Below are 6,299 nucleotides of genomic sequence, written 5' to 3'. Positions count from 1 at the left end.
TGGCCGAAGTGTCCGTGGCGCATCTTCCTGTAGCCCGTCTGTGGCTCTCGGCCACCGAAACGCTGCAAGTCTCATGCGGGCCCTCATCGGGCAAGCGACATAGGCAGTCGTCACGGTGGCGCGGGACCAACGCCCAATCAGCTCCTAAACTGATTCAACGCAATCGTGAGGTTGCCTGATGAGCGAGCTTGCCGAACGCTTCGAGACCCATGATCCCGGCGAGAAGCTGGTGGCGGAAAAGATCCGCTGCGACGCCTGTCCCGTCATGTGCTACATCGCTGACGGTCGCACCGGCGCCTGCGATCGCTATGGCAATGCCGCGGGCCGGATCGTGCGCATGGACCCGCTGACCATCCTCGACCACGCGACGGAGACCGGCGCCGCCGTGGTGCCCTTCGTCGCCGAGGGCGAGCAGTGGGACGGCGAACTGATCAACACCGGCCGGCGCTTCGTCACGGCAATCGGCGCCGGCACCACCTATCCCGATTACAAGCCGGCGCCTTTCATCGTCAGCCAGGAAGTCGAGGGCGTCGATCTCGTCACCGTGGTGACCGAAGGCATCTTCTCCTACTGCGGCGTCAAGGTGAAGATTGACACCGACCGTCATATCGGACCCGAAACGGCTGCCGTGCGGGCCGAGGGCGAGGCGATCGGCCATGTCACGACGGGAGAATATGGCTCGCAGATGCTGTCGCTCGGCGGCGTGCATCATCTGACCGGCGGCTCCAAGGCCGAGGGCCGCGCCACATGCGACGCGCTGCTCAATTTGTGCAACCGCAAGCCGGTGGAACTCACCATCGACGAAGGCGCCACCATAATCGTCGAAGCCGGCAAGTCACCTATCATCGACGGCAAGCAGGAACATCGCATGCGGGTCGGCTGCGGCTCGGCCACCATCGGGATGTTCGCCACGCAATGGCGCGGCCTGGTCGACGAGGTTGTGGTGGTCGACGACCACATCACCGGCGTCGTCTCCGAACACCAGGCCGGCAAGGTGCTGGGCTGGCAGGATACGGGCATCAAGATCATCGGTCGGCGTTCGACGCCAGGCCGCTATTTCAAGGTCTCCGAGCCTGGCCTCGGCTGGGGCGGCACGAGCATTTCAGACCCGCTGTCGATCCTCGGCGAGTGGAACGCCAAGAAGGGCGCGCGGCCGGGCCTGTCGCTGCTGATGGTTTCGACCACCGGCGAGCAGTTCGCCTATTATGAACTCGACGACGACCTGAAGCCGATCGAAAAGCCGTTTCCGGAACGGCTGCAGAAATCCGTCAACCTGATCGAGGACAATTGCGAGCCGGCTTTGTGCACCGTGCTGTTCATCGGCGGGGCCGGCGGGTCGCTGCGTGCCGGAGTGACCGAAAACCCGGTCAATCTCACCCGCTCCGTGCAAGGGCTGAAGACCTATGTGACCGTCGGCGGCGCGCCGGTCTATGTCTGGCCGGGCGGCGGCATCACGCTGATGGTCGATGTCACCAAGGTACCGGAAGGCGCCTTCGGCTATGTGCCGACGCCGGCGCTGGTGGCGCCGATCGAGTTCACGCTGCGCCGCGACGACTATGTGAGGCTCGGCGGCTACGAGGCCGAAATCCGCAGCGTCGCGGACATCGTCGCCAAGGGCGGTGAGTACCTCAATCCGCGACGCGGCACGGGTGCCGCGGCTACCAATCCGTGGCCGCCGCTGGCGCAGTTGCGCCGCTCGAGCTCGAACGGAGCCGGGTGATGGAAGGCCCGCAAGCGCACTGGCTGCAGGACGGCAAGCGGCTGCATCTCAACCATGGGCCGATCGACCTGATCGTCGAGGCCTTCGGCGAGGCCGATGAGTGTCGCGCCGCCTACGCCCAAGCCGTCGCGCGCTTCCAGACGATCCTGATCGAGTTGGTCGAGGAGCTTCCCGAATTGCGCCTCCCGGCATTCTTCCTGGCGCCGCGCGCCTTCGCCGGTCCGACCGCGCGTCGCATGGAAGCAGCCGTCATCCCCCTGGCGGAATGCTTCATCACCCCAATGGCCGCCGTGGCCGGATCGGTAGCCGACGAAATGCTTGCCGCGCTGCTTGCAGGTCGCAAGCTCGACCGCGCCTATATCAACAATGGTGGCGATAGCGCCATCCACATCGGCAAGGGCCGGTCGATGGGATTGGCGGTCGCCGGCACCGGCAACGGCATGGCCGACCAAATCACGATCCGCGCGCAAGATGGCGTGGGTGGCGTCGCAACCAGCGGCTGGCGTGGCCGGTCCTTCTCGCTTGGCATTGCCGATGCCGTCACCGTGCTCGCGCGGACCGGCGCCGAGGCCGATGCGGCGGCGACGCTCATCGCCAACGCGGTGGACCTGCCAGGCAATCCCGCCATCAGGCGCATTCCCGCGCGCGACCTGTCGCCCGACAGCGATCTCGGCGCGCGGCCGGTGACACAAGGCGTCGGCACGCTTGCGCCTGATGAAGTGGCGCGGGCGCTGGACAATGGCCTCGCCGTCGCCGAAGATTTTCGCCGGCGCGGCTTGATTGCCGCATCGGCGCTGTTTCTTGGCGGGGAGGCCCGCATCAGTGGCTCCGTTGCACTCGGCGCGCCCAACAAGCATGAACTGGAGGAAGTTGCCCATGCCTGAGTTTCCGATCCGCAAGATCGCGGTGCTGAGCGAAGAGATTTTTCACGAAGGCGGGCCTGTCGCTGAAGTGCCGCGCCGGCGTGCCGCTGCCATGGCCGTGGTCGGGAACCCTTTCGCCGGGCGCTATGTCGAGGATCTGCAGAGCGCCATGGACGATCTGAAGCCGCTCGGCCTGCTGCTCGCCGACCGGCTGATCGCCGCACTCGGCGGCGACGTCAAACAGATCGACGGCTACGGCAAGGGCGCCATCGTCGGCAGCGCTGGCGAACTGGAACATGGCGCGCTGTGGCATGTGCCGGGCGGCTACGCGATGCGCGAGCGGCTGGGCGATGCCAAGGCGATCGTGCCTTCGGCCAAGAAGGTCGGCGCCTTCGGGTCAAAGCTCGATGTGCCGCTCGGCCACATCAACGCCGCTTATGTGCGCAGCCATTTCGATGCCATGGAAGTCGGCATCAGCGACGGGCCGCGCCCCGACGAGATCCTGTTCTGCCTAGCCATGACCTGCGGCCCGCGCGTTCATAACCGCATGGGTGGCCTCGCGGCGGATGAGATAAAAGCCTGGGATGGGCTGCGGTGAGCGGCGACGACAATTTGCTCAAGCTGGTCGATGCCGAAGAGGCCGACGATCACGACTACCTCTTGCAGGAGCAGGTCGGCTTCATCCTGCGCAAGGCGCACCAGCGCCATGTGTCGATCTTCGCTGCCCGTATCGCCGACCTGACGCCGCCGCAATTCGCCGCGCTCGCCAAGCTGCGCGATGTCGGCGAGACTTCGCAGAACCAGCTCGGCACGCTGATTGCCATGGATGCGGCAACGGTGAAGGGCGTGATCGACCGGTTGAAGGCGCGCGGCCTTGTCGAGCTTTCCAGGCACGAGGTCGACAAAAGACGGCTGCTGGTCAACCTGACAGCGGAGGGCCGCGAAGCGATCGAGCGCCTGATCCCGCTCGCAAGGGAAATCACGCAGGAAACGCTGGCGCCGCTCACGAACAAGGAAATCGCTACGTTCATGAAGCTGCTGGCCAAGCTGGCTTAGGCGCCGCCCGCCAAGTGGATCGCCGCCCCCTGAAAAGAGCGGCAATCGTGGCCCAATCCAAAACGCAAATGTGAAGCATCTCTAAGTCTTGACTTGGACCCCTGCCGATCCAGATGGCTCCGGACGGGCCTAGAGTTCATGCATTCACGCACCACTCCTCGTCGTTGACTCCGCTCGAAGCTGACGAATGCCCGCCGAAAGGAGACATCTGTGAAAAACAAGTCACTCATCGTGCTGGCCACGTCGCTGGTTTCCGGCCTCGTGCTTGCATACGGCGCTACCTCGGTGGCGCTTGCGCAAAGCGCGACCAACATCGTCGTCGGCGCGGATACCACCTTCCCGCCGTTCGAGACCGAGACGAACGGCGAGGTTACCGGCTTCGACATCGACATGATCAAGGCAATCGCCAAGGCAGAAGGCATGACGGTCAGTTTGAAGACACTGCCGTTCAACGGAATTATCCCGAGCCTGCAGGCCGGATCGATCGACGCGGCGGTCGCCGGGATCACGATCAAGACCAGCCGGATGCAGAACGTCGATTTCAGCGATGCCTATTACAAGTCCGGCCTTTCAGTGCTGGTCAAGAAAGACTCCGACATCAAGGGTTTCGACGACCTCAAGGGCCACGTGGTTGCCACCAAGAAAGCCACCTCATCGGTGGACTATATGACCGCCAAGGGTTTCCAGTCCGACTACATCAAGCAATTCCAGAACATCGATGCCGCCTATCAGGCGCTTGAGACTGGTGGGGCCGACGCCGTCATCTTCGACAACCCGGTCAACGTCAATTTCAAAACCGCCCATGACGACGTCAAGATCGTCGGCCCGCTGCTGACCGGCGAATATTACGGCATCGCCATCAGCAAACAAAAGCCCGAGCTGGCCGCGAAGATTAATGACGGCCTCGCCAAGATCAAGCAGAACGGCGAATATCAGAAGCTGTTCGAGACATATTTCGGCGGCGATACCAGCGGCATGGTCAAGGAAGTGCAAAAGCCGGCGAGCGTTGCGATTTCGGGTTGAGTCACGTTCTGATCGTCTGAACGACAGATAGCTCAGCCTCCCGGCCGTCCGGCAGGTGATCGCAAAGCAAGTGGCGAAACCACTGCGATGCCTTCTTCTCGCCGAGGCGGCCGGGGATAGCAATCAAGGCACGGCGCATGGACCCCATCCGGCAAAACCTACCCGTTCTACTCGACGGTTTGCGGCTGACGATCCAGTATTCGATTGTCGCCATCATCCTGATGGTGGTCATCGGCCTTGTCGCGGCACTCATGCGCCTGTCGGCGGTTGCGCCGCTGCGCTGGATCGCCACGGCCTATGTCGAAATTTTCCGATCCACGCCGCTGTTGGTGCAACTCTTCTTCATCGTGCTTGGGTTGCCTGCGATCCTGCCCGTCAACCACTGGTTCGGGCAATTGACATATCCCATCCTCGCGGCCGCGCTCACGCTCAGCCTGAACGAAGGTGCCTACGTCACCGAAATCATCCGCGCGGGTATTCTCGGCGTCGACCGGGGCCAGAAGGAAGCCGCCCAGAGCATCGCGATGAACGGCTTTCAGACGATGCGCTACATCGTGCTGCCCCAGGCGTTCAAGCGCATGATACCGCCGCTGGTCAACCAGGCGGCCCAGACGATCAAGGACACCTCGCTGCTGGCTCCGGTCGGCATCGCCGAGCTGGTCTACAAGGGCGAGATCGTCATTGCCGAGACGTTCGCGTCCTTCGCCATCTGGGGTCTCATCGCGGCCCTGTACTTCGTCCTCATCTTCTCCTTGTCGAAGTTCTCGTCTTACCTGGAGAGGAGGCTTCAAGTTGATAAACGTTAAAGACCTTCACAAGTCCTTCGGCCACAATGAGATCCTGAAGGGGATAAGCACGCATGTGGCGGAAAAAGAGGTGGTCGTCATTATCGGCCCTTCGGGGAGCGGCAAAAGCACGTTTCTGCGCTGCCTGAACGGCTTGGAGACCGCAACCAGCGGCGAGATTGAAATCGCCGGCATGACGCTGACCGATCCGAAGACGAACATTCACCTGCTGCGCCAGCATGTCGGCATGGTGTTCCAGCAGTTCAATCTCTTCAAGCATTTGACCATTCTGGAGAACGTCACGATCGGCCCGCGCAAGGTCAAGAAGATCGCGCCGGCCGAAGCCAACCGGGTCGCGCGCGAGTTGCTGGCCAAGGTCGGCCTCGTGGGGAAGGAAGCGAGCTACCCGGACGAGCTTTCCGGCGGCCAGCAGCAACGGGTGGCGATCGCCCGCTCGCTGGCCATGGGACCCAATGTCATGCTTTTCGACGAACCGACCTCGGCGCTCGACCCCGAAATGGTGGGTGAGGTGCTTCAGGTCATGAAGACGCTCGCGATCGAAGGCATGACGATGATGGTCGTCACCCACGAGATGGGCTTTGCCCGTGAGGTCGGGCACAGGGTGATTTTCATGGATGACGGATTGATCGTGGAGGAGGGAGCGCCACAGGCACTCTTTTCGTATCCGCAGAGGAACCGCACCAAGAGTTTCCTGGCGAAAATCCTGTAGGCGAAAAGCCCGGCTGCGGCAGACGAGGGGCAGCGCCATGCGATGCCCCTCCTTCCTGTTCTCGCAATCCCGGACGGAAAACCTTTACGCATTTTTCCCGGAATTGCTCTGGCAAGCATCTC

General features: G+C 62.9%; 7 protein-coding genes. All 7 read left to right on the top strand.

What is annotated here, in order from left to right; genetic code table 11:
* Positions 1-178: 178 nt before the first annotated feature.
* The 7 genes from C7I87_RS13345 to C7I87_RS13315 all read left to right on the top strand — a co-directional run bounded on the left by C7I87_RS13345 (position 179) and on the right by C7I87_RS13315 (position 6,177).
* Positions 179-1,720, top strand: coding sequence for a 6-hydroxynicotinate reductase (locus C7I87_RS13345; RefSeq protein WP_149904659.1), 1,542 nt, complete (start codon positions 179-181; stop codon positions 1,718-1,720).
* Positions 1,720-2,604 carry a UPF0280 family protein gene (locus C7I87_RS13340; protein ID WP_149904658.1) on the top strand — a complete coding sequence of 295 codons (885 nt, stop codon included), beginning with the start codon at positions 1,720-1,722 and terminating at the stop codon, positions 2,602-2,604. Before C7I87_RS13345 ends, C7I87_RS13340 begins: the two co-directional genes overlap by 1 nt.
* Positions 2,597-3,181, top strand: coding sequence for an amino acid synthesis family protein (locus tag C7I87_RS13335; RefSeq protein WP_149904657.1), 585 nt, complete (start codon positions 2,597-2,599; stop codon positions 3,179-3,181). Before C7I87_RS13340 ends, C7I87_RS13335 begins: the two co-directional genes overlap by 8 nt.
* Positions 3,178-3,639, top strand: a complete 462-nt coding sequence (locus tag C7I87_RS13330) for a MarR family winged helix-turn-helix transcriptional regulator (protein WP_149904656.1) — start codon at positions 3,178-3,180, stop codon at positions 3,637-3,639. Before C7I87_RS13335 ends, C7I87_RS13330 begins: the two co-directional genes overlap by 4 nt.
* Before the next feature lie 210 nt (positions 3,640-3,849).
* Positions 3,850-4,662, top strand: coding sequence for a transporter substrate-binding domain-containing protein (locus tag C7I87_RS13325; protein WP_188393834.1), 813 nt, complete (start codon positions 3,850-3,852; stop codon positions 4,660-4,662).
* Between the two features lie 137 nt (positions 4,663-4,799).
* The gene (locus C7I87_RS13320; protein WP_149904654.1) at positions 4,800-5,468 is read left to right on the top strand and encodes an amino acid ABC transporter permease; all 669 of its coding nucleotides are present in this window, start codon (positions 4,800-4,802) and stop codon (positions 5,466-5,468) included.
* Positions 5,455-6,177: an amino acid ABC transporter ATP-binding protein gene (locus C7I87_RS13315; protein ID WP_149904653.1), complete on the top strand. Its 723-nt coding sequence runs from the start codon at positions 5,455-5,457 to the stop codon at positions 6,175-6,177. The genes C7I87_RS13320 and C7I87_RS13315 overlap by 14 nt, the downstream gene beginning before the upstream one ends.
* The last annotated feature ends 122 nt before the right edge of the window (positions 6,178-6,299 follow it).

The sequence above is a fragment of the Mesorhizobium sp. SARCC-RB16n genome (assembly GCF_008520305.1).
Lineage (GTDB): Bacteria > Pseudomonadota > Alphaproteobacteria > Rhizobiales > Rhizobiaceae > Mesorhizobium.
The sequence above is the reverse complement of the archived record's forward strand: the minus strand, read 5'-3'. Positions and strand labels throughout refer to the sequence as shown.

What these genes read in the sequence shown, in the direction of transcription:
- C7I87_RS13345 (WP_149904659.1), top strand. Translation starts at nt 179, where the DNA reads ATGAGCGAGCTTGCCGAACGCTTCGAGACCCATGATCCCGGCGAGAAG.
- C7I87_RS13340 (WP_149904658.1), top strand. Translation starts at nt 1,720, where the DNA reads ATGGAAGGCCCGCAAGCGCACTGGCTGCAGGACGGCAAGCGGCTGCAT.
- C7I87_RS13335 (WP_149904657.1), top strand. Translation starts at nt 2,597, where the DNA reads ATGCCTGAGTTTCCGATCCGCAAGATCGCGGTGCTGAGCGAAGAGATT.
- C7I87_RS13320 (WP_149904654.1), top strand. Translation starts at nt 4,800, where the DNA reads ATGGACCCCATCCGGCAAAACCTACCCGTTCTACTCGACGGTTTGCGG.